Annotated in this window: 22 protein-coding genes and 2 pseudogenes; 14 read left to right on the top strand and 10 right to left on the bottom strand. The window is 45.7% G+C overall.

From position 1 onward, the window contains the following. Window positions 1-211: 211 nt before the first annotated feature. From AC0L6V_RS19065 to AC0L6V_RS19055, 3 genes and pseudogenes are all read left to right on the top strand, one after another. Window positions 212-2,154, top strand: a pseudogene (locus tag AC0L6V_RS19065) (tripartite tricarboxylate transporter permease). 14 nt (window positions 2,155-2,168) lie between these two features. After that, window positions 2,169-3,242, top strand: coding sequence for a type 2 periplasmic-binding domain-containing protein (locus tag AC0L6V_RS19060; protein WP_418138509.1), 1,074 nt, complete (start codon window positions 2,169-2,171; stop codon window positions 3,240-3,242). 62 nt (window positions 3,243-3,304) lie between these two features. Next, window positions 3,305-4,168 (top strand): alpha/beta hydrolase fold domain-containing protein, encoded by an 864-nt coding sequence (locus tag AC0L6V_RS19055; RefSeq protein WP_409418923.1) that lies wholly within the window; start codon window positions 3,305-3,307, stop codon window positions 4,166-4,168. A 3-nt stretch (window positions 4,169-4,171) separates the two neighbouring features. Here the strand turns inward: AC0L6V_RS19055 and AC0L6V_RS19050 are convergent, their stop codons facing one another. Further along, a complete protein-coding gene (locus tag AC0L6V_RS19050; RefSeq protein ID WP_265219922.1) occupies window positions 4,172-5,107 on the bottom strand; it encodes a LysR substrate-binding domain-containing protein in 936 nt (311 codons plus the stop codon). Window positions 5,108-5,206: 99 nt separating this feature from the next. Here AC0L6V_RS19050 and AC0L6V_RS19045 point away from each other — a divergent pair, with 99 nt between their 5' ends. The 3 genes and pseudogenes from AC0L6V_RS19045 to AC0L6V_RS19035 form a co-directional block, all read left to right on the top strand. Then, window positions 5,207-5,668, top strand: a complete 462-nt coding sequence (locus AC0L6V_RS19045) for a DUF3237 domain-containing protein (protein ID WP_265219921.1) — start codon at window positions 5,207-5,209, stop codon at window positions 5,666-5,668. A 73-nt stretch (window positions 5,669-5,741) separates the two neighbouring features. Next, entirely contained in the window at window positions 5,742-5,996 is a 255-nt protein-coding gene (locus AC0L6V_RS19040; RefSeq protein ID WP_137168958.1) for a type II toxin-antitoxin system Phd/YefM family antitoxin, read from the top strand. A 13-nt stretch (window positions 5,997-6,009) separates the two neighbouring features. Beyond that, window positions 6,010-6,246 (top strand): annotated as a pseudogene (locus AC0L6V_RS19035) (Txe/YoeB family addiction module toxin); the annotation flags it as partial. A gap of 57 nt (window positions 6,247-6,303) precedes the next feature. Here AC0L6V_RS19035 and AC0L6V_RS19030 read toward each other — a convergent pair. Further along, window positions 6,304-7,062 carry a 5'-nucleotidase, lipoprotein e(P4) family gene (locus AC0L6V_RS19030; RefSeq protein WP_265219920.1) on the bottom strand — a complete coding sequence of 253 codons (759 nt, stop codon included), beginning with the start codon at window positions 7,060-7,062 and terminating at the stop codon, window positions 6,304-6,306. 363 nt (window positions 7,063-7,425) lie between these two features. Here AC0L6V_RS19030 and AC0L6V_RS19025 point away from each other — a divergent pair, with 363 nt between their 5' ends. Both AC0L6V_RS19025 and AC0L6V_RS19020 read left to right on the top strand, forming a co-directional pair. Beyond that, window positions 7,426-7,896, top strand: a complete 471-nt coding sequence (locus AC0L6V_RS19025; protein ID WP_265219919.1) for a GNAT family N-acetyltransferase — start codon at window positions 7,426-7,428, stop codon at window positions 7,894-7,896. A 144-nt stretch (window positions 7,897-8,040) separates the two neighbouring features. Continuing rightward, window positions 8,041-8,316 carry a DUF3817 domain-containing protein gene (locus tag AC0L6V_RS19020; RefSeq protein ID WP_111607449.1) on the top strand — a complete coding sequence of 92 codons (276 nt, stop codon included), beginning with the start codon at window positions 8,041-8,043 and terminating at the stop codon, window positions 8,314-8,316. Between the two features lie 86 nt (window positions 8,317-8,402). Here AC0L6V_RS19020 and AC0L6V_RS19015 read toward each other — a convergent pair whose 3' ends face one another. From AC0L6V_RS19015 to AC0L6V_RS19005, 3 genes are all read right to left on the bottom strand, one after another. After that, window positions 8,403-9,737: a methyl-accepting chemotaxis protein gene (locus tag AC0L6V_RS19015; protein WP_418138508.1), complete on the bottom strand. Its 1,335-nt coding sequence runs from the start codon at window positions 9,735-9,737 to the stop codon at window positions 8,403-8,405. Window positions 9,738-9,774: 37 nt separating this feature from the next. Next, entirely contained in the window at window positions 9,775-10,038 is a 264-nt protein-coding gene (locus tag AC0L6V_RS19010) for an MCP four helix bundle domain-containing protein (RefSeq protein WP_418138507.1), read from the bottom strand. A gap of 263 nt (window positions 10,039-10,301) precedes the next feature. Beyond that, window positions 10,302-10,643: a zinc ribbon domain-containing protein YjdM gene (locus tag AC0L6V_RS19005; protein ID WP_111607451.1), complete on the bottom strand. Its 342-nt coding sequence runs from the start codon at window positions 10,641-10,643 to the stop codon at window positions 10,302-10,304. A 204-nt stretch (window positions 10,644-10,847) separates the two neighbouring features. On the opposite strand from AC0L6V_RS19005, the gene AC0L6V_RS19000 reads away from it, so the two are divergent. Genes AC0L6V_RS19000 through AC0L6V_RS18985 form a run of 4 tightly spaced genes read left to right on the top strand, consistent with a single transcriptional unit; the run spans window position 10,848 to window position 15,208 of the window. Continuing rightward, window positions 10,848-10,967, top strand: coding sequence for a deoxyribodipyrimidine photo-lyase (locus tag AC0L6V_RS19000; protein WP_418138506.1), 120 nt, complete (start codon window positions 10,848-10,850; stop codon window positions 10,965-10,967). Beyond that, on the top strand, window positions 10,954-12,168 hold the full coding sequence (locus AC0L6V_RS18995) for a DASH family cryptochrome (protein WP_265219916.1): 1,215 nt from the start codon (window positions 10,954-10,956) through the stop codon (window positions 12,166-12,168). The genes AC0L6V_RS19000 and AC0L6V_RS18995 overlap by 14 nt, the downstream gene beginning before the upstream one ends. Then, complete coding sequence (locus AC0L6V_RS18990; RefSeq protein WP_409418920.1) at window positions 12,168-13,658, top strand: cryptochrome/deoxyribodipyrimidine photo-lyase family protein; 1,491 nt, start codon at window positions 12,168-12,170, stop codon at window positions 13,656-13,658. Before AC0L6V_RS18995 ends, AC0L6V_RS18990 begins: the two co-directional genes overlap by 1 nt. After that, complete coding sequence (locus AC0L6V_RS18985; RefSeq protein WP_265219913.1) at window positions 13,655-15,208, top strand: cryptochrome/photolyase family protein; 1,554 nt, start codon at window positions 13,655-13,657, stop codon at window positions 15,206-15,208. The genes AC0L6V_RS18990 and AC0L6V_RS18985 overlap by 4 nt, the downstream gene beginning before the upstream one ends. Window positions 15,209-15,223: 15 nt before the next feature. Here the strand turns inward: AC0L6V_RS18985 and AC0L6V_RS18980 are convergent, their stop codons facing one another. Further along, complete coding sequence (locus AC0L6V_RS18980; RefSeq protein WP_265219912.1) at window positions 15,224-16,168, bottom strand: DMT family transporter; 945 nt, start codon at window positions 16,166-16,168, stop codon at window positions 15,224-15,226. A gap of 98 nt (window positions 16,169-16,266) precedes the next feature. Between AC0L6V_RS18980 and AC0L6V_RS18975 the strand changes: the two genes are divergently transcribed. Further along, window positions 16,267-17,166, top strand: a complete 900-nt coding sequence (locus AC0L6V_RS18975; protein ID WP_265219911.1) for a LysR family transcriptional regulator — start codon at window positions 16,267-16,269, stop codon at window positions 17,164-17,166. On the opposite strand, the gene AC0L6V_RS18970 is transcribed toward AC0L6V_RS18975, so the two are convergent. The 3 genes from AC0L6V_RS18970 to AC0L6V_RS18960 all read right to left on the bottom strand — a co-directional run bounded on the left by AC0L6V_RS18970 (window position 17,163) and on the right by AC0L6V_RS18960 (window position 19,011). Further along, complete coding sequence (locus AC0L6V_RS18970) at window positions 17,163-17,288, bottom strand: ACT domain-containing protein (protein WP_265219910.1); 126 nt, start codon at window positions 17,286-17,288, stop codon at window positions 17,163-17,165. The genes AC0L6V_RS18975 and AC0L6V_RS18970 overlap by 4 nt on opposite strands. A 22-nt stretch (window positions 17,289-17,310) precedes the next feature. Continuing rightward, window positions 17,311-17,682: a glycine cleavage system transcriptional repressor gene (locus AC0L6V_RS18965; protein WP_418138505.1), complete on the bottom strand. Its 372-nt coding sequence runs from the start codon at window positions 17,680-17,682 to the stop codon at window positions 17,311-17,313. A 117-nt stretch (window positions 17,683-17,799) separates the two neighbouring features. Next, window positions 17,800-19,011: an MFS transporter gene (locus tag AC0L6V_RS18960; protein ID WP_265219908.1), complete on the bottom strand. Its 1,212-nt coding sequence runs from the start codon at window positions 19,009-19,011 to the stop codon at window positions 17,800-17,802. Window positions 19,012-19,231: 220 nt separating this feature from the next. Between AC0L6V_RS18960 and AC0L6V_RS18955 the strand changes: the two genes are divergently transcribed. Further along, on the top strand, window positions 19,232-20,881 hold the full coding sequence (locus tag AC0L6V_RS18955) for a methyl-accepting chemotaxis protein (RefSeq protein ID WP_265219907.1): 1,650 nt from the start codon (window positions 19,232-19,234) through the stop codon (window positions 20,879-20,881). Window positions 20,882-20,961: 80 nt separating this feature from the next. On the opposite strand, the gene sstT is transcribed toward AC0L6V_RS18955, so the two are convergent. Next, window positions 20,962-22,182 carry a serine/threonine transporter SstT gene (sstT, locus tag AC0L6V_RS18950; RefSeq protein WP_265219906.1) on the bottom strand — a complete coding sequence of 407 codons (1,221 nt, stop codon included), beginning with the start codon at window positions 22,180-22,182 and terminating at the stop codon, window positions 20,962-20,964. Window positions 22,183-22,305 lie beyond the last annotated feature (123 nt).

Raw genomic sequence — 22,305 nt, 5'->3', positions numbered from 1 at the left:
GTATCTTCTCTTTGGACATTAATTGGCTCACTTAACCGCCATACTTTTCGCTTTTTCAACCTAAAACACGGCTCAAAATGACTTTGCCCCATCTTCTATAGCAATAGAAAAACTATTGCTTGTGTTAGAAAAGATGACTGTAACTAATGCTTAGTTTTTACTTATCATGGTTTTATCCTAAGTTCAGGCAATACTTGGAGTAATAAAAATAATGTATGATGCTCTATTAAACGTTTTTTCCCTGTCCACGCTCGTCTATTTGTTTGGCGGTGCGCTACTGGGGCTTTTTGTAGGGATTCTGCCCGCGCTAGGCGGTGCTGCTGGTTTGTCGCTGCTCATTCCCTTTATTTACGGAATGGATCCTAATGCCGCAATCGCTATGATTATGGGCATGTTGGCCACGGTGAATACAGGCGACACCATCACTTCTGTGTTACTCGGCGTGCCGGGTTCCGCTTCTTCTCAAGCCACCGTATTAGATGGCTTTCCCATGGCTAAAAAAGGGCAAGCCGCTCGCGCTTTATCCGCAGGCTTTCTAAGCTCCGTATTCGGCGGTCTATTTGGGGGCCTCGTTCTCACAATTACGCTGCAATTTGCGCGTCAATTTATTCTCTACTTTGGCCTTCCTGAAATCCTGATGATGATTATTTTCGGGGTTGCCAGTGTCATTGCTTTGTCTGGTCGGAGCATCACCAAAGGGGTCGTTATTTGTGCTTTCGGCATGATTGTCGCTTCTATTGGCTACGCCCCTGCAACGGGTGAACAACGTCTTGATTTCGGTATTTTCTACCTTGGTGATGGCTTGTCGCTGATTGCCTGTGTAATCGGTATATTCGTCGTACCAGAAATTGTCGATTTGATTCAGCGCAACCGCAGTATTTCTGAACGTCCAACCATCGGCCACGGCACCAAACAAGGTATTTTGGACGTTTTAAACAACAAGTGGATTGTTTTACGCTCAGCCGCGGTGGGTTGTCTTATCGGGGCGATGCCAGGGGTTGCTGGGGCTGTTGTTGACTGGATCGTTTATGGTCAAACCGTGCGTTCAGCAAAAGACAAAAGCCAATTCGGTAAAGGCGATGTACGTGGCGTCATCGGTGTAGAAAGCTCCAACAACGCCGTGCTAGGTGGAGCCTTAGTGCCGACTATGCTATTTGGCGTGCCCGGTTCCGGCACAACGGCCTTGCTATTGTCAGCACTGATCATGATCGGCATTCAACCGGCCCAGCCATGCTTGGTGCGGACATCAACATCACTTACCTAATGATCTGGGCATTAGCTCTAGCCAATATTATTGGTGCGGGGATGTGCTTCTTGTTTGCTCGCCATCTTGCCAAACTAACTCAGATTCCTTTCTCTTGGTTAGCCCCCTTCCTAATTGTGGCTATTTCGTTTGCCACGCTACAAGTAAACCGCGACCCTCGCGATATTCTCATGGTGTTGGCGTTCGGCATGCTTGGTGTGGCGATGAAGCGCTTTGGTTTCTCTCGCCCTGCATTCCTAATTGGGTTTGTGCTGCAAGAAAACCTTGAAAAAACCTTGTATCAGGTGACGCAACTTTACAGCATTGGGGACTTCTTCACGCGTCCTATCGTGCTGGTGTTGTCGCTGATTGTAGCTTTGGTGATCGTAAGATCCGTTATGAGCGCCTATATCACCTCACGCAATCAAAAAGTGAACCCTGAACTGAAACGAACCCGTCCTACTCAAATCGTCTTGCCAGCGCTGTTTACCGTGACCTTTTCGGGGGCTTTATGGATGGTGTCTGACATGCTGCCTTTAGGCCGTATGTTTCCCCAAGTCGTTGCAGGCATTGGCTTGCTGGCAGCGCTTTGGTGTTTGATACAAGTCGCCCGTGGTGCACCTTCGGCCATGGATGACAGTTTGGTCACCGATGAACCTTATTCGGTTTCCTTTGTTAGAACCGCCAGCTGGGTAACTGGGGCCATTGTGTCAATGGTGTGCTTCGGCTTCTTTGCTGGCGCTAGCCTATTTATGGCTGCTTTCCTTTACGTAGAAGCCAAAGCGCGAATCTGGGCCATTGCGCTCGGTATCGTTGGAATTATGGGGATTTACCTGTTCCTCACTTTCCAAGCTGGCACTTATCTACCGGATGGTTGGGTTCTTTCCCTTAACCCTTGGGATTACTTCTGATTTGGAGAATAAAAATGATAGTAAAATCAATTGTGATGGCAACTGCACTGACCGTTGGCTTTTCGCTGCCAGCGCTAGCAAGTGATGTACATTTCGACCGTATTAATGCCACTGTGCCGTTCAGTGAAGGGGGTGGGAGTGACACTCTAATTCGTGCGCTTACGCCTTATCTTAGCGATGCGCTACCGGGCAAGCCGACGATTCTGATTCGTAACGAGCTCGGTGGTGGCGGTATCCCTTCTACGAACCGTTTTGCACGTAGCGCCAAATCAGATGGTACAGACATTATATCTATGTCGTCTTCTCTGTTTATCGCCAGCACGCTGAAAGATCGCCAAATCCGCTTTGACATAGATGACCTAACACCTGTTTTTATTGCGCCTATGGCACCTATTCTGTACGTTTCCCCAGAAACTGGTGCGAAAGGCCCAGGGGACATCGAGGCAGTCTTAGATGATGAGTTAACTTTTGGCGGTGGCCGCCAAAACTCAGCCGACGTTCTCACCGTGCTCATGTTTGATCTATTAGGTGTGAAAATTAAGTCTGTTTGGGGACTTGAGCGTGGTGCCAGTCGTATTGGCTTTGAACGTGGTGAATTCACTGTAGACCATCAAACAACCGCAGCCTATGCCAACTCAGTACAGCCGTTGGTCGATCAGGGTAAAGCCATTCCATTGATGGCGTCTGGCATCATTGATCCTCATGGCAAAATTGTTCGTGATCCAAATTTCCCCAACATTCCGACTTTCTTAGAACTGTACGAAGAAGTACACGGTAAGCCTCTGACTGGCCCAGCTTACGATGCCTACTATGGCTTAACGGCGGCCGCCATCACTACAGGCAAAGTGGTTACATTGCCTTCCTCTGTTAGCCCAGAAGTGCTGGCTACCTATGACAAAGCCTTTGCAAAAGTAGTGAAAAATAAAGACTTCCGTCATACAACAGAGAAATTCTTAGGAGGCTACGAGCTTTATGTGGGTGAGGATGCCCGTGCACTTTGGGGTTCTGTTAAGCCTTTGAACAAAGAAGCCTATGACTGGCTAGCGAAATGGTTCAAAGACAAAGTTAATTTCAATATTTCTCGTTAATAGATCTGCTCCGTGGCTCTAAGCGCTACGGAGACTCATTTTCACGCTAGGAGCAGCTTCTCATGACACAGTCCGATCAACAACATTCCGCACCTCGCCAGCACAACGGCACCCCCATTCCACTTCCAGAAGTACCAAAGGGGGTTCGAGTCATTCGCGATGTAAGCTTTGGACCTCATGAGCGCCAAGCTTATGATGTGTATATTCCCGAAGGAGCAACAGGCCCACTGCCTGTGGTGGTCTTCTTTCACCCTGGCGCTTGGTCACGTCGAGACAAACAAGCCGTGCGTTTAATGTTTGCACTAGAACAAGGCTTTGCGCTCGTCAGTATCGGTTACCGTTTGGCTCAGCACGCACAATTCCCAGCACAGGTACAAGACGCAAACGACGGTATCCGCCACCTTATTGAACATGCCAAAGAGTACCAAATCGATGTGGACCGTATGGTATTAACAGGTACGTCGGCGGGTGCACACTTAGCATCATTGGCGTGTTTGGCAACCAGCGAAGCAGACTTCCACCCAGTGCCAGAATTAAAACCTCGTGGTGTCGTGGGCATTTATGGCGCTTACAATCTAGCTGACATGATCGCAGACCAAGACGCAATGGAAATTGATCACACCAGCATCGATTCACCACTTGGTAAAATGTTTGGCGAGCCACCAGCACAACGCCCAGATTTGCTGAAAAAAATCAGCCCATCAAGCTATGTTCGTTCAGGTTTGCCGCCCATGTTATTGATGCATGGCCATGAAGATATTGTCTTGCCATGGCGACAAACCACGAACTTTGCCGAGCTGCTCATTGACGCTGGCACCGAAGTCACAGTGAAAGTTGTCCCCGGTGTGGGTCACGGTGCAGAAGCCTTTAGGACCGCTCCTGTATCAGATGAAATTATCGCTTTTATTAAGCGAGTAACGGCGTAGCTATTACTTTAAATCAGAGTGGGATTGACGCAAATACGCTTCTGTTCTGTCTCGTAAAACAGTGGCTTCCTTGGTCAGCCAATCGGTGAATTGTGCAATGGCAGGACTCACACGAAAACCAGTACGACGCACCAGATTAATCGGATGAATGTGATTTGTCACAATGGACGAAGGGCGCACCAAGCGTCCTGACTCCAAATCTGCCAAGACCAGCTCCAATTGCGCAATAGCCACGCCAGCCCCGGATAAAGCAGCTTCATACACCAAAGTGGAGTTAGGAAAAACCATGATCGGCTTGCGCTCGTCGGAAGACAAATTGGCGGCTTTCAACCATGTTCCCCAGTCATCCAAACGGTTGCTGGAGGCGATTCTTGGCAAGCTTAAAATATCTTCGGCTGTTTGAATCCGATCCGCCATCGCCGGAGTACACACAGGGCACAAATGAGGAGTAAACAACGGCGACTTTTCCGTGTCGGACGGTATTTCCAAAGACATACTTAACGCCAAGTCATAATCGCTTTGCGGTAAAACAACGCCCGTCTCGAACTCCACGGAAATATCAGGATGGCTTTGTGCAAAGGTCTCAATACGCGGGATCAACCAGCGATTCGCCCACGTTTGATAAAGGTGGATCTGCACCGAACTGCGCTCTTTATGACCGATGTTCGTCTCAATGGCTTCTTCGATCATTAAGAACGCTGCTTGTAACGCCTTAGCCAGTTCCACAGCAATGTGGTTGGCTTTGGAGCGATTGCCAAGGCGTTGAAACAGAGCTACTTCAAGGCGATCCTCAAGCCGACGAATTTGCTGACTCACCGCCCCCGGTGTCACACTTAGTTCACGAGCCGCCGCTTCAAAGCTACCCAGCCGAACGACAGCTTCAAGGTGACGCAGGGATTGCAAGGGCAAGCGAGACAACGTGCTTTTATCGGTTTTCATAAAAAGAGGCCCTGTGGAATGATCGTGTATCGATACGAGCTATAAGTAACAATAATACTAACTAAATACCGTTCAACAACAAAAACAAAGAGGTGATTTATGCAACACGCTCCCGAACTTAAATTCTTTGCCACACTGCAAGTAGAAGTGGCCGTCCCCCAAGAGATTGGACACACCCTGCACGGTGAACGCCGTATTATCCCTATTCTGGGTGGAAAAGTAACCGGGGAAGGTTGGCAAGGCAAGGTACTGGGCGGTGGCGCCGACTATCAAGTTATTGTTTCCCCACGTATGACCCACCTTGATGCCCGCTACGCAATTGAAACCGACCAAGGGGAACGCATCTACATCCACAATGACGCCATCCGCGTCGCCTCGGAGGACGTCACCCAGAAAATAAAAAACGGCGAAGTGGTTGACCCAAAAGACGTCTACTTCCGCTGTGTGCCAAAATTCGAAACCAGCGCAGAACGCTTCCAATGGATCACCGAACGCGTCTTTATCGGCGTTGGCGTGCGCAAACCCGACTTGGTAGAAGTCACTTTATTTGAAGTGTGTTGAAACACGCCCTTAGTCTTGCGTAGAAAAAATAAGTACAAGTACAATTTTAAGTTCTTACTTTAAGGAAGATATTATGGATACGTTAAGTTACTCAGCTTTTAAAGCAAATCTTGCTAGCACGTTTGATAAAGTGAATGACGATCATAAGCCTGTTCTCATTACTCGTCAGGGCGGGAAACCAGCTGTGCTGATTAGCTTGGAAGATTTCCAAGCCTATGAAGAAACCGCGTATCTAATGGCGAGTCCGAAAAATGCAGCGCGATTAAATGAAGCCATTGCCGAAATGGAAGCTGGCAACACAGTAGAAAGGAATCTAATCGAGGAATGATTTTTCTTAAGCCGATCATGCGTGGGATGATCATCTATACTGGCAACAAAAAGATAAGAAGACGCTGAAACGCATCAATACACTTATCAAAGATATCTTACGTCAGCCTTTTGAAGGGCTTGGCGATCCAGAGCCACTAAAACACAATTGGTCTGGCTACTGGTCACGCCGTATAGACCGAGAACATAGACTTGTCTATAAAGTCGATGATAACCAGTTGTACATTGTTCAGTGTCGTTACCATTACTAAAAGACGAACACGATAAACAGCCAATACAAACCTAAATTCGTATTGGCTGTTTATGCTCTATTCAGCGGCTTTTTCATCCCATGCTTTTAGCTCTGACTTCGACCAAGAGCCATAGGAGGCATTAGGCATAACGATCCAATCGTTACCAAAATGCTTGGCTTCTTTGGCAACTAAGCCGCGTTGGTACTCTGTCGATTCCTTATTTTTAAACTCGGCAGCAAAATCATGCAAGCTATCGCCAATCAACATAAGAATATCGTGCTCTTTGCGAACAATATCACGACGTGCTTCTTTCGACTCGGTATACAACAACACATTATCACTGCTTACTTGAGCAACCTTCAGTTTTTTCAGAGTCTTAATCGTGTCGGCTTTGTTCTCTTGAAAACGATCTGAGATATAGTAAATTTTCACGCCTTGCTGGGTAACAAAATCGATAAAATCTTTTGCGCCTGGAATCAAGGTCGGTTCGCCTTTTTTCTCCCAATCACTCCAAGTATCCCAAGATGTATAATCGTGACAATTATTTACATCACGAACTAATAATGGCGTGTTATCTATCACAGTTTCATCCAAATCCAACACCACAGCAGGCTTTTTATCGGAATCATGGTTCGCTAAAATCTGTATAAAACGCTGTGTTGCAAACTGATAAGCCTGTAGTTGGAGTGCCATCACTTCGGCAGACTGTTGCTGATAACGCAGCGCCATATTGTACTCTTTTGACTTACAGACAGTATCTTGATCCGCTGCAAACACAGCACTACTGTTCAATAAAGGCAAGGCAACGAGTAACGATGTGGTGATTTTTTTCATAAAACAAACGTCTCCTTTTTGTTCATAACAAATAAGGCGACATAAAATGACATGTTTTTTTATTAAATGCCAATTTAATTACAGCTCAAACCTATTTTTCTTACCCCTCACTATTTCAATATCGTTATGGAATGATGATCGGAACAACTCATAAATTAGCAAATCGCTCTCTTTCCAATACCTCAATAACGAACTAATTTTACGCAATACCTCTATAAAGAAACCCCGAAAGACACCTAAATCTGAATTGGATAGACGGCTTGATCCAAGTAATACTTCTTTCATGTTTCATAACTTGGATAATGCAGTGACAGCGTTAGGTAAAAAACTAAAATTAGAGCTTATTTGAAAACGTTAAGGACAATGATGACAGTCTCATTCCTCGCCGACAAAAAACAATTCATTCCCACGATTGCTCAGTGGTATTTCAATGAATGGCGGCATTTAACGCCCAACACTTCAATAGAGGATATTGTCCAAAAAGTGACCCTCATGGCAGAAAGTAGAGCGGCACTGCCGATCTCTTTTGTATTGCATGATAATGACGACTTGCTGGCTGTAGCGGAGCTGAAGTTCCATGAACATCCTGATTTTCCCGACTACAAGGCTTGGCTCGGTGGTGTTTTCGTTCCAGCAGATAAACGTGGACACGGTTATTCCAACATTATCCTGCCTCACACTTTTCATCACGCTAAGAGCGTTGGGATTTCGTCGCTGTATCTGCAATGCGAACAACACAATATTGATTTGTATTTAAAGCATGACTTTGAAGTGGTACATAAAATAAATGACAACGGTGTCGGAAAAGCAGTAATGGCACTAAGGCTTGGATAGAAAAAACGCGTTCACACTGAATGACTCTGCTTACATGATTCCACTCTTTAAATAACCAACCTTGGAATGAAATTAAAATGCTATTCTGGGGTCTGATTAGTGCTTGGTACGTTTTTCAACACACTTCAACACAAGAGACATAGTATGAAAATGTTACGTTTTATCTCCATTTTAGAAGGCACATCGCTACTATTGTTGCTCTTCATTGCCGTGCCATTGAAGCGCCTGATGGACATGCCTGAGTATGTGAGCATCATTGGCCCGATTCATGGTGGCTTGTTTATCTTGTTTAATATTCTTCTGGCGTTAAGTGTGTCTCGCTATGGGGTTTCATCAAAACACGCCTTGATGGGTTTTGTTGCGTCATTAGTGCCATTTGGTAGTTATGTCTTTAAAGCGAAGGTCTTAAACAAATACTAAGTTTAAGAAATACATGATAGATAACGTTAGTAAATAAAAGGGCCTTTGTCATTCAAAGGCCCTTTTATTGTGTTTCGCTGGCGTGGTTACGCCTTGAAAAAGCTCACTTTTGTGGTCAGTTTCTTCGATAATTGCGCAAGGCGTTCACTCGATTGAGCCACTTGCTCAGAGCCAGAAGCACTTTCCATGGTGGCTTCGTGTACTCGGGTAATATTTAAGTTCATGTCTTCCGCCACGCGCTCTTGCTCCGCTGACGTTTGCGCGATTTGCGTGTTCATGTCATTAATCGCCATAACCTCAGTACGAATACTCGCCAAAGCGGCACGGGCTTCTTGAGTTTGTTCAACGGTTTTTTGCGCCCGCTCTCGACTGGTGTTCATGATCTCAGCGGCTTTGCTTGATCCTTCTTGTAGACGAACGATCATGTTACTAATCTCGCTGGTCGACTGCTGTGTACGTGTCGCCAATGAACGTACTTCATCGGCCACAACCGCAAAGCCTCGGCCATGTTCACCTGCTCGCGCCGCTTCAATGGCGGCGTTCAACGCCAATAAATTCGTCTGTTCTGCAATGGCGCTGATAACGTCGGTGATTTTTTCAATATTGCCGCTATCAACCGACACTTTCTCGACTGTTGTTGCGGCCAACTCTAATGTCTCAGACAGATGCATAATGGCTTCTGCGGTTGAATTGACTTTTGTGTTACCACTTTCTACTTCGCGATCCACTTTCTGCGTTGCTTCTGCTGCGTGGCCTGCGTGGCCTGCGACTTCAGAAACCGAGGCCGACATTTCGTTGATGGCAGCCGCCATTTGTGTGGTATCGGAAGACTGCTGACGAAGACGACGGTTATTTTCATTTGCCGTGGTGTTCAGTTCAGACGACGCAATGTCGAGTTCATCGGCGGCACTACGCACATCTAGGATAATTTGTTGTAAACGCGACACCATGGTGCGAACACTCCCAATCATGCTGTTGGGATAATTCGTTTCTATTTTGACATTCAGATTCCCATCGGCGATTCGCTGCACTAGCTCGGCAACATCTTCAGGTTCGCCGCCAATTCGCGCTTGTATGCTTCGAATCAAGGTAATCGCTACTAGAACACTGAAGACCGCGGCGATAAGAGTAACGATCAGCATTAACTTAACAAACGTACTGGCAACCCTCATCACAACGCCAATGTCTTCATTAATGACCTCTTCCTGGTGATTAATAAAAGCATTTATGCGTTTTAGCCATTCCGTATAAGCTGGGGATACGTCTTGCATTAACAGTTCAGTGGCAAGCGTAGTATTGCCTTGTTGAGCCAAATCCAACAAGGCTTTCGTCGACTTCTGTGTCGTGACTTCAATATCTTGAATAGCTTTTAACAGGCCTCTTTCAACTGAGGAAGCTTCGGCCAACATGAGTTGACTCATAGATTTCGCCGATTGCTGATAAAACGAGTCTAACTCTTTAATCAAGGTGAGGCTCTTGATTCAGACGCGCAGGATCCGAGGCTAAGACAACATCACGAACGGCAATAGCTCTGTCATGGACGCTGCCACGAAAATTAATCGCATAACGTTGCTTCAACGTAGCGCCATCACGCACACTCGTTAATGTGTTATCAATCACATTAACGCGCTGCATTCCCACTAAGGCAATCAGCAACAATAGCGCAAAGATAAAAGCAAATCCTAACCCCAAACGCTGAGAAATTTTAAGTTGGCTAAACATAGTACCTATACGCCTTATAAAGAATCATGATTGACTAAATATCAACCCAACCAAGGCAGCTTACGCCCCCAAGCAAATAAAAACCAGCCATGCATTGTGAAGACAAAAAGAATCCCTAGAAAGCGAAAAAAACTAAAAAAATCAATCCAAAAGACACATTAATACGTAGACATAAGCGATAAAAAAATGCCTCCTGACTCAATCAGAAGGCATTTCGTTTTAACCAAATACTATTGAATGGCGTCTAACGTATTGTCTGTTGTTTAGACTGTAGACTTTTTCACAAATTGAGATTTCAGCATCATTTCACCGCCACCATCCAATTTGCAGTCAATATCGTGGTCGCCATCTACAAAACGTTTAATCGTCGCTTTGGTGCCAATTTTTAGCACTTGAGACGATCCTTTTACTTTAAGGTCTTTTGCCAAGGTCACCTTGTCGCCTTCTTGCAACACGTTGCCGCCCATGTCCTTGATAATAAGCGCATCTTCGTCCACCACAACTTCATTTGGATTCCATTCGTGCGCGCACTCAGGGCAAATCAGCATGGCTTGATCTTCGTACACATAAGAGGAGTTACATTGTGGGCAATTAGGAAGACTCATTGTTTATCACTACCTTTGACGTTAACAGGAAAATTTCACCCATTATAACCTTATTTTTGATATGGTTTTTATCATCCCCGTAAAATAAACGTGTATTTTTCTATTTTGCTCACTGAAAAAACAAAAAAACGATTTAAAACAATCTAATTGTCTCTTAAATACGTACTAGGCTTATATAGAGAGCAATGTTATAGGAAGTTTATAATGAAAGTGGGCGTCATGTGGTTTGGAAATGATTTGCGTTGTGCTGATCAAGATATGTTGTGGCAAGCAGCACAGGAGGTCGATCATCTGGTTTGCCTGTATTGCGATGAGTCCCCATAACAATCGTCCCAGTCGATATGCCACACAGGGCATGTCTGCGAATCGAAGACGCTTTTTAAATCAAGGACTTAAAGACCTAGCGCAACAGCTACAAGCATTAGGGCAAACCTTATTCATTAGTTCTATGGATGCGGCCACCAGCTTAAACTTGCTGCTAAACGAAGTACCTATCTCTCACCTTTATCGAAACCACCACGGTGGCTGGGATGAACAGCAAGCGCTTAAGCGTATCATCCATCAGTTCCCCGACGTTCGCGTTCATTTAGGACATGATTTGAGTTTGTTTAGACCCTCTCAGCTGCCTTTTGAGATAACCGAACTGCCCAGCTCTTTTTCAAAATTTCGCCGCTTTGTCGAAAACATTCACCCTGCGTCTCCATTGCCGTCCGTGGAAACCTTGCCGCCTGCGGCCATTTTCAATATCCAAAAAATTCGTCCTTGGCAAGATGTCTCAAGCTTGGAAAACGGCGCCTTTACAGGTGGCGAGCAAGCCGCAATGGATCAATTAAGTGACTACTTTTCGACAAATTTGCCCAGTCTTTATAAAGAAACTCGCAACGAATTAGACGGCTGGGAAAACTCCACCAAATTTTCACCTTGGTTGGCACAAGGCAGTGTATCGGTACGGCAAATCAAAGCCAGTTTGGACGCTTACGAGCGTGACCATGGCGCCAGTGAATCGACCTATTGGATTTACTTTGAGTTGCTTTGGCGCGAGTACTTTCACTGGTACGCCACCCGTTACGGCAAACAGCTTTTTTTACCCGGCGGATTATCGGGTAAGCAAACACAAGCCAGTTATTACGCGGAGCGTTTTCGCAAATGGAGTCAAGGCAATACACCTTATCCCTTAGTGAACGCCTGTATGAAACAGCTCAATCAGACGGGTTTTATGAGCAACCGCGGACGTCAAATAGTGGCCAGTTGTTTGATCTACGAACTAGGCATCGATTGGCGTTACGGTGCGGCTTATTTTGAGCAGCAATTGATCGATTATGATGTCGACTCAAACTGGGGGAATTGGCAATACATAGCGGGCGTTGGCGCCGATCCAAGAGGCGGCCGTCACTTCAATTTGCAAAAGCAAACCGAACAATACGACCCAAACCAACATTTTATTCATAAATGGCAAGGCCAAGTCTTTGACACCCAATTGGACTCGGTCGACGCCGCCGACTGGCCGATTTACCCTCATTCATAATGTTGTTATCTACTAACCCAGTCGTCGTTTGGTTAAAGCGCGATCTGCGCCTTACAGACCATGAGCCACTTGCCAATGCGATCGAACAAAATAGGCCGCTCATTGTACTGTATGCTTTTGAGCCGAGCTTGGTGGCAGACCCACATTACGATGTACGCCATTGGCGTTTTGTGTGGCAATCTTTAGAGGACATTAACCAACAACTGGTTGAGGTCGGTGGACGTTTGTACATTGTCTATAAAGAAGCCTTAGAGGCACTAATAGAACTCCACCAGCAAACTCAATTCGATCAACTGTTCAGCAGTGAAGAAATTGGTATAGATCTAACGTTTCAGCGCGATAAAAAAGTAAAGCACTGGTGTCGACTCAACCATATTCACTGGCAAGAGTCGCCAACGGGTGCGGTCATTCGTGCGCTCAAAAATAGAGTGTCATGGGACGATGCTTGGCAAAAAGTGATGCGCTCGCCCATTGTCGACATCAAACTCAACCATCTTTCTTGGTATCCGTTAGAGCATGTGGACATCAGCTTACCGGAGTCATGGAAAACACCTCAAAAGGGCATGCAGACTGGCGGCCCAACGCTGGCTTGGCGTACCCTAGAAAGCTTTTATAACGGCCGAGGTAAGGATTATTATCGCTCTATTTCAAGCCCTCTGAACAGCCGTTCCGCTTGTACTCGATTATCCCCTTATTTGGCGTGGGGGAATATCAGCCTAAGAGAGGTCTACCAAGACCTACTGTCTCGCTGGCAAACTCCTGGCTGGCGTCGAACACTCATCGCCTTAAGTTCCCGATTACATTGGCATTGCCATTTTATGCAGAAATTCGAAAGCGAATGTGCGATGGAGTTTCGACCCGTCAATCGCGCCTACGACGCTTTCCCTTATCGCCAAGATGCACAAGTCGATGCCGATTTACAGGCTTGGCAACAAGGTCAGACTGGCTATCCAATCATTGATGCGTGCATGCGCGCTGTCAACGCAACGGGCTATATGAATTTTCGTATGAGAGCCATGATGGTGAGTTTTTTATGCCATCATATGAACATTGATTGGCGACAAGGTGTGCATCATCTAGCTCGCCTATTTTTAGACTTTGAGCCTGGTATTCATTACCCGCAATTTCAAATGCAAGCCGGCGTGACGGGCGCCAATACAATACGCATCTACAACCCACTTAAACAAGCCCAAGACCAAGATCCCGATGGCGAATTTATTCACCGTTGGGTGCCAGAATTAAAAGAAGTCCCCGCTCCTCTTGTTCATGCTCCTTGGGAAATGACGCCCATGGAAGAAGCCTTATATCAATGTCATGTTGGTGTCGATTACCCAGCCCCTATTGTTCCGCTAGTAGAGGCCGGAAAAGCGGCGAGAGACAGACTGTGGGGGTATCGTCAGCAATTTGAGGTGAAACAGGAAAAGCAACGCATCTTAGCCACGCATGTTAGACCCTCTAAACGGTCTAAAAAAACCAAAGGATCCCCATGACACAGTACCACACCTTACGTTTCATTCTTGGCGATCAGCTTAACGCCGCGCACTCTTGGTTCAAACAACAAGATCAAGGTGTGTTATATGTCATCGCCGAGCTGCATCCAGAAGCTACCTATGTCACACATCATATTCAAAAGCTTTGCACGTTTTTCCTCGCCATGGAACGCTTTGCTAGCGCCTTAAAAGAAAACGGCCATGACGTGTGTTATCTCACTTTGGATGACACGCAAAACCAGAGCCTTGAAGAAGTCATTTTAAGCCTCGCTAAACAACATAATATTGATCGTATAGAGCTGCAGCGCCCCGATGAATATCGTGTGTTGCAGCAATATCACGCCCTGATCACGGACACAGCTAAACTGACTGTCAGCATGGTCGATAGCGAACACTTTTTATTGCCTTTTCATGAGATACCGGATTTTTTTCAAGCCAAACACACGGTTCGTATGGAGCACTTTTACCGTAAGATGCGCCAGCGCTTTAATATATTGATGACAGGCGATAGAGAACCAGAAGGCGGCCAATGGAACTATGACAACGCCAATCGCAATAAGCTAAAAACAAAAGACCTCGCCGACATTCCAGCTCCGCTGTGTTTTCAGCATGATGTGGCACATTTGCTTGAACGCATTCAGCGTCACGAGATTCCGTTTCTTGGAAAAATAGACTCTCGTCTACTTTGGCCTGTGACCAGCCAAGACGCATTGAATTTGCTCGATTTTTTCTGTAAGCACTTGCTACCGAACTTTGGCCGCTTTCAAGACGCGATGACAAACCAAACACCCCATAGTTGGAGCTTGTACCATTCACGTTTGTCTTTTGCGCTTAACGCGAAATTGATCAGCCCAAAGCATGTCATCAAAGCCGCGATTACGGCCTATCAAGAAAACGACACCATCGACATTGCGCAAATCGAAGGTTTCGTGCGGCAAATTCTCGGCTGGCGCGAATATGTCCGCGGCATGTATTGGATCAATATGCCAGATTATCAAGAACAGAATGCGTTACAAGCCCAGCGAAATTTACCCAACTACTTCTGGCATGGACAGACGAAAATGAAGTGCCTTGCCAGCGCCATTGGGCAATCACTCGATTATGCATACGCCCACCATATTCAGCGACTGATGGTGACAGGGAACTTTTGCATGTTAACAGAGATTGAACCACAACAAGTCGACGAATGGTATTTAGGGATTTATGTAGACGCCTTAGAATGGGTAGAGCTACCTAACACACGTGGCATGAGTCAATTTGCTGACGGTGGCTGGATCGCGTCCAAACCCTATGCCGCCAGTGGCAGTTATATGCAAAAAATGAGCGACTACTGCAGCGATTGTCATTACAAGGTGAAAGAAAAAACCAGTGAGGAATCTTGCCCACTCAACAGTTTGTATTGGCGCTTTATGGTCAAGCATAGAGAACGTCTCGCAACCAATCCACGCATCGGCATGATTTATGGCAATTGGGATAAGCAAAACGACGCGCAAAAGCACGCCGTGTTACATAGAGCAGAATGGTGCTTGAAAAACATCGAAGCACTTTGAATTTCATTGTAATGCTTAACCAATCGATGTGGCCTCTTGTCGATTAACGCGTCTTTGTTGCTGCCATTTAGCAAGTCTTGGCAGCAACAAGCCAGCAATCACAATCGCCACACCAAGCAGCTGCAGTTCAGTCACATTCTGTCCGTAAGCAAAAGCGGTAAGCGCGGCAAAAACAGGAACGAAATTGAAGAACAAAGATGCGTTGGCTGCACCGAGTTGCGTCACCCCAGAAATCCACAACAAGTAACCACCCACAGTGCCAAACACACCGATGAACAATAAGTCACCCAAAACATTGCCACTGATCGCCAAACTTTCTTGCAGAGGATGAACCTCAGCACTAAACACCGTGACCAAAGAAATCACCCCTAATCCCGATAACATGCCAACTAAAGTATATGGAATCATCGGCATCCAACGGCTCACACCCTGAGTTAAATAGGTATAAAGGCTCCAGCACAACATGCCTAGAAAAATCATTTGATCACCGTGATTGAACTCAAAACCCAACAAGCGTTTTAGTTCACCATTGGTTAACACCAGCAAGACACCAGACAAACAAACCACCAAACTAAACACGGCGCCGCGAGCAGGCAATTTGCGTTGCAACAAAGAACCAATCAAAGATGTAGCCAATGGGCTAAGCGCCATAATAAGGGCACCATTACTTGCATCGGTATGAGCTAAACCAGTAAACAAACCAAGGTTTAAGCCGCCCACCCCAACAATAGAAATGCCAATCGCCCACGTCCATTGTTTGGTCGTAAGACTAGGCATTGGAATGTTTTTCCACTTAGCATAAATAAACAGACAAATAGCAGCGATAGCAAAACGCCAAATAACCAAGGTAAGCGCGTGTACTTCTCCCAACGCATGTTTACCCACAGGGAAACACGCTCCCCAAAAAAATGTACACAGTAATAATAACAAGACGGCATTCATATTCGCCGAACGATTCATACCTTTCTCCACTAAAAGGACACTTGAAAATATGATCCTTAGTGTATAGATTTTAAATTCGGCATAAATAGACAAAAATGAGATAGTAAATTCCAGATATGAAATTTAATTATTCCCTTGATGACATGCGTTGTTTTTGCGCGGTTGCACAACATGGCAGCTTTAAACAAGCTTCCATTGCGTTAGAAATACCGCTGTCCACATTGAGTCGACGTATTGCCAAACTCGAAGCAGACTTGGCCATTAGATTATTAAATCGAGATGCACACAGAGTACAGCTTACTCACTCAGGACAACGCTATTACGAAAGAAGCTTACCTCTGTTTGAAGAGTTGAACGACGTCGCCGTATGTCTTTTACAGGACAACACCCAAGCCAAAGGCACCATTAGAATATCGGCACCAGTGAATTTCGGTGTTCACGTTTTAGCTCAGCACTTTAATGCCTTTTTAAATCAATACCCTGATATCCATTTAGATTTACGTCTATCGAATCAAACTATCGATATTGAGGAAGAAGCCATCGACATTGCATTTCGCGTCGGCGATCATAATGCCGACCATTGGATTGGCAGGCATTTAACTAATATCCGCTTTGTCATCTGTGGCTCAGTGAATTTAGACCTGTTTAGCATAAAAACGCCCTACGACTTAGACGGCTTTCCCACGGTCTTGTGTTCGCCTATGTCTACATGGAAGCTGCAAAACACTGTCTCTGGAGAGATGCAAGACCACAAGCCAAACAGCAACATTCGCCTAAAAGTAGACGACATGAGTTTGCTCACTCGCGCGATTCAAGACGGCTTAGGCATCGGATTCATACCTGATTATCACGCGCAACCCTTGATTGACTCGGGAGAACTTCGACAAGTTTTACCTGAATGGAGCAATCAACCTCGAGGCTGCCAGATGCTCTACCGTGACCGAGATAATATGCCTTTTCGGCTACGCCTCTTGATTGACTTTATGCTCAAGCGTTTTGATACCCACCGACGTTAAACTAAACGATCAACGGATAATTCAACGATTAAGTCGCTGCTTATTTTCTCGAGAGCAGCTTCCAATTCAGATAATGGCAACCCCTTTGGCACAACCAATACCATGTCGGTTTTAAACAGCATCTCGGAACTCATCGGCGCAGGCTCACAAGTGGTGGTGAGGCTCTTTGACGTTGACCATCAAGGAATGCAGCACTTGCGATACTTCTTTAACAATCCCTGGACGATCGTTGCCGACCACAGACAGCGACAAAGTCGACCCTTCGGTGACGTTCTGTTTCGCCATTTCGACCGTGACACGCAAGCCCAGTTGCTCAAAGTTACGCAATGCGTTAACTAGTGATTCTTGGTGCTCCAAGGGAACAGTCACCGTTAAAATACCAGCAAACTTATCTGCCAGATGCGCCATGCGGCTTTCTAACCAGTTACCATGATGCCGAGCAATCGTGTCAGACAAACGCTCAACAATACCGGGACGATCTTCACCAATAAAACTTAATACCAAATGCTGTGACATAGATTTCTCCTTCGTTTTTTTTAGACTTATGCAAAAGAATATACCGTTTTTAGCAATGGCATCTTGAGTTACTTAGACTACTGCAATTTATCGTGGGACTCCATCTTCAATGGTGCTTTAGCTTGTTGACGCAAAAACCAAAAACCTAACATTGCCGCTACCATACCCGATAAACTGCCCATCCCGATTGCCCACCGAGTCCCCAAATACATCGGCCACCCAACCAACCAAAGGCGCGCCCAACGCGGTACTTCCTAATGCCGTCGCCAACACCACCGCCATCACTCGACCACGGTAACGCTTCTGCGTTGCCACCTGCATATATGATGCGGTGGACGTGGTAAACAATTGCAAACTAAGGCCAAGGAAAATCAGCAATACAGCAAAAGACCAAAACGACGGACTAATAGCGACCAAAAGACAGCTGACAGAAAACATAGCAGCCACATAAATCATAAAGCGAAAAGTCGGTGAAGAGCGGCGACTGGCGGTCACCATGGCGCCCGAAATAGAGCCAATTGCCATCATTGAAATCAAAAAACCATATTGGTCTGCGTGCCCTTGGAAAACATGCACCGTCATAGCGGACAAGTACACCGAGAAGTTCATTCCCAAACTGCAAATCAAAAACGACATCACTAAAATCACGGCCATTTCTCGATGTTGCCAAATATAGCGAAAACCGTCTAAGAACTTCGCCACATCCGGCGTTTTCTTACTGTTATCTGCTTCGACTTTCGGCAATCGGTGTTTAAACAGGTGCAACGCGATTAACAACGGTACAAAAGACAGCACATTGATCATAAATACCCAACCACTGCCAACCGACGCAATTAACAGACCCGCAATAGCAGGGCCAACGAGGCGAGCCGAATTAAACGACACAGAATTAAGCCCAACGGCATTGGACAACTCTTTCTCACTGACAATATCTGAAACGAATGCGTGTCTTGCAGGAGCATCAAAGGCCGCCACACATCCTAAGGCAAACGCACAAACGCACACCTGCCAAAGCACCACATGCCCACTCAAGACCAACAAACCTAATATCAAGGCCAACCCGGCCATCAAACATTGCGTCGTAAACAAGAGTTTACGGCGATCCAGCCGATCCGCCGCCCACCCCGTAATAGGCAACAGCAATATTTGTGGTGCGAATTGCAAAAACACCACCAACCCAACGGCTGAGGCATTCTTATCAGATAACTCGGCAATAACAATCCAATCCTGAGCAGTACGCTGTAACCAAGTACCAATATTAGAAATGACAGCGCCACCAAACCAAATACGATAATTCGGATTGGCAAGAGACCGAAACGTCTTACTCAATATAAGCTCCTTTGATGATTCATGAAAAATGTCTCCCTACTCACTAAAAAGTGTCATTTATTAGTCTTAACATCACAGATTCACAACACTATACAAAAAACACATTTATTATAGGAAGTTCCTTGTATAATTGGAGAGGTACATTCTATTCTCTAAAAAAATAAGCATTGAAGCTTTCACATTAATTGCATGATCAAAAAACAATAGCAGGTAATACATCGTGATTTTTAATAAAATGTCTCTAAAAGTGCAATTTGCTCTTGTGATTGCCCTACCTTGTCTTGCTCTATTTCTCGTCAGTTGGGCTGGATTACAAGGCCTTTCTAACGTGCAAGAGCAAACCAAACAACTCGCTCAAAACACCAGCGCCCCAATGCGCTCACTTGCCGAAGTGGCCTCTCGTATTCCTCGCATGCGTGTCGGTATCGACATTATTTTGTTGCAAGAAATCCCCGCCATGCAGGATAAAAAAGGTGTCCTAACTCGCATAAAAGAAACGCGTACTGAAGACATTCCTGAAATGGACATGGCTTTAAAACAAGCACTAGAGGCGCAAGTAAACCCTCTCATGCGTGCTGAAGTACAAAAGATTATCGATATTTTTGCTAAGGTCAAAAGCGATGAACTCGCTCCCATGTTAACCGCCATGGAAAATAACGACCTAACCACAGCGCAAGAAATATACAAAACCAAATACGCTGATAGCTACGGTGTCATGCGCAAAGCCGTCAATAAAATTTTGGATGAATTATTAGAGCAAGGCAAACAGGGTTACACGCAGAGCCAAATTAACTACGAAGCAAGTCGCAATAACATGATTATATTAATCATTATTGCCTTATCGGCGTCGATTGTCTTAGCTTGGTTAATGTTACGACGTCTTAATCAACGTGTCTCCTACTTACAACAACATATTTCCAGTGCTAGTGACAAGCTGGATCTTGGCACAGTCATCACACTGGATGGCAAAGATGAACTGAGCGACATCGCTCAACACTTCAATCAATTTATCGCCAAAGTGCGTGCCGCAATTGAAAATGTGGCTGAAAACTCTCGCCAGCTCGCTCGTACGGCAAACGATGTCGCAGCCAAAGCCAAGGCGACACATACTAACTGTTTAAATGAACGTGACCGAACCACTCAGATTGCTACAGCGATTCATGAAATGGGCGCCACAGTTGAGAATATTGCAGAAAATGCCTCTCAAGCCGCAAAAGCCGCTCAAGAAGCGGACAAACAAGCGCACCAAGGGGCTGAATTAGTCGCTCGTGCTCGCCAAGGTGTCGCTGCTCTATCCACAGAAATTCAGCACATCAGCTCTGACATTGGCTCATTGGCAACACAAACAGACTCTATTGGTAGCATCCTCGATACCATCCGCAGTATTTCAGAGCAAACCAATTTATTGGCTTTAAATGCCGCCATAGAGGCCGCCCGTGCCGGTGAACAAGGACGCGGTTTTGCTGTGGTTGCCGATGAAGTACGCAACCTAGCCAGTCGTTCTGCTGCTTCTACGGATGAAATACAAAAAATGATCGATCAGCTACAGGAACAATCGGCCAAAACCGTTTCCACGATCAAAACCGGCCAAGACCAAAGCAATACCGTGGTAGGACAAGCCAATGAGGCAAACACCTCACTTGAGCAAATCACCAAGCATATTGGTCAAATCAGTGACATGAATATACAGGTGGCAACAGCCACTGAAGAGCAAGCGCTTGTGGTAAATGACATGAGTAAAAACGTCGAAGAGATTAATCAGCTCACCACGGAAACCTCAGAAATTGCCGATGAGCTAACAGCGTCCAGCAACAATTTACAAAAACTCTCTGTCCAACTGGATAAATTGGTGACCCAGTTTAAGCTTTAAACTAGAAAACCATAGAAACAAGAAGGGGAAGCCAAGTGCTTCCCCTTCTTGTTTTTGCTCTACCGCTGATATTAAGCTAACTAGTTCTTATCATTAGCAAGACAAGCGGCCGCCGTAAACAACACATCTGTCGAGCTATTTAACGCCGTTTCAGCAGAGTCCTGCAATACACCAATAATGAAACCAACCGCCACCACTTGCATGGCAATCTCATTGGGAATATTGAATAAACTACACGCCAATGGAATCAATAATAACGAACCACCCGCCACGCCTGACGCGCCACACGCCGACACGGCCGCTATAACACTTAACAACACAGCCGTTCCAAAATCCAACGAAATACCTAGCGTGTTTACCGCCGCTAACGTTAACACCGTGATGGTAATCGCGGCGCCCGCCATGTTAATCGTCGCCCCCAGCGGAATCGACACAGAATAAGTGTCTTCATCCAAATCCAAACGCTTACATAAATCTAAATTGACGGGAATATTGGCCGCTGAACTGCGAGTGAAAAAGGCCGTAACGCCGCTCTCTTTGAGGCACTTAAACACCAAAGGGTAAGGGTTGCGGCGAATCTTCCAAAATACCAATAAGGGGTTAGTAATAAAGGCAATAAATAACATCGCGCCTATAAGCACAGCTAACAAATGCGAATAGCCAAACAAAGCATCAAAACCCGTTGCAGCAATAGTGCTGGCAACCAGACCAAAAATACCAAACGGGGCTAAGCGAATAATCACCGACACAATATTTGTCACACTGCTCGCTAGATGTTGCAGCAAGGCTTTTGTCGCGTCAGAAGCGTGGCGTAAACCCAAGCCAAAACCAATGGCCCAGGTTAAAATACCCACATAATTGCCTTGAACCAGCGCATTGACAGGGTTATCAACCATTTTGAAGACCAGCGTATGCAATACCTCATCAATACCTTGAGGCGCACTCTGGCTCAAATCTGGAGACACCAAGTTCAAATGGGTCGGAAAAATAAAGCTAAACATAACGGCGGTTAATGCGGCAACAAATGTTCCCGCAATATAAAGCACTAGCACAGGTCGAATATGACTTTGCTGAGCCTGTTTGTGATTCGCAATCGAGGCCATTACCAATAAAAAAACTAAAATGGGGGCAATGGCTTTTAAGGCTTTTACAAAGAAATCGCCCAACAAACTGGTGGACAAGGCGGTACTGGGTGAAACGTAGGCCAATACCACGCCACAAAGAATACCGATGGCAATGTGTAGTACCAAACTGCCGCGTAAATAACGCTGTAACAACGATGGTTTTTGAGCAAATGTCATTAGAAGGGGGTCCATTGAAATTTTCGAGATCGCACCTTACTGCATACCAGCACAAAAATGAACCATTTTAGGGCGTTTTTAAAGAAAATATCGCCCTATATCAACCAAGTTAGCCTTTAACCA

The organism is Marinomonas sp. G8-14, assembly GCF_055808935.1.
Note: the sequence above shows the minus strand (reverse complement) of the source record. Positions and strands in the feature narration are given on the sequence as shown.